The 1,907-nt window shown below is 70.9% G+C and carries 4 protein-coding genes; all 4 read right to left on the bottom strand.

The genetic code is table 11. The features are described from left to right. A partial coding sequence (locus N878_RS19145; protein ID WP_031303508.1) for a SulP family inorganic anion transporter occupies positions 1-533 on the bottom strand: 533 nt, incomplete at its 3' end. Continuing rightward, positions 530-1,393 carry an MBL fold metallo-hydrolase gene (locus tag N878_RS19140; RefSeq protein ID WP_021445180.1) on the bottom strand — a complete coding sequence of 288 codons (864 nt, stop codon included), beginning with the start codon at positions 1,391-1,393 and terminating at the stop codon, positions 530-532. The genes N878_RS19145 and N878_RS19140, both read right to left, overlap by 4 nt. 45 nt (positions 1,394-1,438) lie before the next feature. Beyond that, positions 1,439-1,630: a DUF2892 domain-containing protein gene (locus N878_RS19135; RefSeq protein WP_021445179.1), complete on the bottom strand. Its 192-nt coding sequence runs from the start codon at positions 1,628-1,630 to the stop codon at positions 1,439-1,441. Between the two features lie 14 nt (positions 1,631-1,644). After that, the coding region (locus tag N878_RS19130; protein ID WP_021445178.1) for a DUF6691 family protein at positions 1,645-1,907 on the bottom strand (263 nt) is incomplete at its 5' end.

Raw genomic sequence — 1,907 nt, 5'->3', positions numbered from 1 at the left:
AGGCCCCGCGCCAGCGCCGGCAGCAGTTGGCCCAGGGTCCCGCCGGCGGCGGCGATACCGAGCAGCGGCGCCAGCTGGCCGAGGACGATCAGCAGGGCGGCGCCGCTGATAAAGCCGGAGATCACCGGATGGCTGAGAAAGTTGGCGATAAAGCCCAGGCGCAGCAGCGCCATGCCGCAGAGCAGCCCGCCAGACAGCAGCGCCAGCAGCAGGGCGGCGCCGGCGTACTCGGCGCTGCCGGCGGGAAACAGCGGCTGCAGGGCCGCCGCGGTCATCAGCGAGACCACCGCCACCGGGCCCACGGCCAGGGTGCGGCTGCTGCCGAACAGGGCATAGGCCAGCAACGGCAGCATGCTGGCGTAGAGCCCGGCAGCCGGTGGCAGGCCGGCGAGCATGGCGTAGGCCAGGCTCTGCGGAATCAGCAGCAGGGTGACGATCAGCGCCGCCAGGGCATCGCCGGCCGCGGTCTGCCGATCGTACTGCCGGCCCCACTCCAGCCAGGGCAGCCAACGGCGCAGCGACGAGGCTTTCATAGGCGGTCCAGGGGAATCTTCAGGTAGCGCACGCCGTTGTCCTCCGCCGGCGGCAACTGCCCGGCGCGCATATTGACCTGCACCGCCGGCAGCATCAGGGTCGGCACCTCCAGCGTGGCATCGCGCGCCTGGCGCATGGCGACGAAGGCGTCCTCGCCGATGCCCTCGTGCACGTGCAGGTTGTGCGCGCGCTGCTCGGCCACCGTGGTCTCGCAGCAGAAATCGGCGCGCCCCGGCGCCTTGTAGTCGTGGCAGAGAAACAGGCGGGTGGCGTCCGGCAGTTCGAACAGGCGGCGGATCGAACGGTACAGGGTGCGCGCATCGCCGCCGGGAAAATCGCAGCGCGCGGTGCCGTAGTCCGGCATGAACAGGGTGTCGCCGACGAAGACGGCGTCACCGATCACGTAGCTCATGCAGGCCGGCGTATGCCCCGGGGTGTGCAGGGCGAAGGCCTCGATGGCGCCGATCTGGAAGCGCTCGCCGTCGCGCAGCAGGCGGTCGAACTGGGAACCGTCGGTGGCGAACTCGCGGCCGGCGTTGAACAGCTGGCCGAAGGTGCTCTGCACCTGGGTGATGCGCTCGCCGATGGCCAGCCGGCCGCCCAGCTCGCGCTGCAGGTAGGGCGCGGCCGACAGGTGGTCGGCGTGCACATGGGTTTCCAGCAGCCAGCCCACCGTCAGGCCCTGCTCGCGCACATGGGCGACGATGCGGGCGGCGCCGGCATGCGAGGTACGCCCGGCGGCCGGGTCGTAGTCCAGCACCGAATCGACGATGGCGCAGCGGCGGCTGAGCGGGTCGGCGACCACGTAGCTGTAGGTGAAGGTGGCGGGATCGAAGAAGGGGGTGATGACGGGCGACATGCCGGCTCCCGGGCGGACGACGGCGAGTCGCCCGCCCCCTGCGATTCAGGATTTGGATTTACAAGTATTGACGCCTAACAGCGGATAGGCCGGACAGAAGCGGAAGATTCCGCTGGCCAGCGGCAGCAGGCCGATCCAGCCCCACAGGCCGATGACGCCGGACAGGCTGAGGCCGATCAGGATCAGCCCGGCGGCGATGCGCAGGCTGCGGTCGAGGTTCCCTACGTTGCGTTGCATGATGACCTCCTCGGTCAGTGGCCGCGCCGGCCCTCCAGCGCAGCAAAGATCAGCATCCCGGCGAGCAGCGCGGCGACGAACAGCGGCGCCTGCCAGTGCCCGCTGAGCAGAATGGCCACGGCCGGCCCCGGGCAAATGCCGGCGATGCCCCAGCCGAGGCCGAACAGCAGGCTGCCGCCGACCAACCGGGCATCCAGCTCGCGCCGCCTCGGCAATTGCATGGCGCCGCCCAGCAGCGCGCGGGAACGCCTGCCCGCCAGGTGCAGGGGCAGGGCCG

It is taken from the genome of Pseudomonas sp. EGD-AK9 (genome assembly GCF_000465935.2).
Classification (GTDB): Bacteria; Pseudomonadota; Gammaproteobacteria; order Pseudomonadales; family Pseudomonadaceae; genus Aquipseudomonas.
The sequence above is the reverse complement of the archived record's forward strand: the minus strand, read 5'-3'. Positions and strand labels throughout refer to the sequence as shown.

What these genes read in the sequence shown, in the direction of transcription:
- N878_RS19135 (WP_021445179.1), bottom strand. Translation starts at nt 1,630, where the DNA reads ATGCAACGCAACGTAGGGAACCTCGACCGCAGCCTGCGCATCGCCGCC.
- N878_RS19140 (WP_021445180.1), bottom strand. Translation starts at nt 1,393, where the DNA reads ATGTCGCCCGTCATCACCCCCTTCTTCGATCCCGCCACCTTCACCTAC.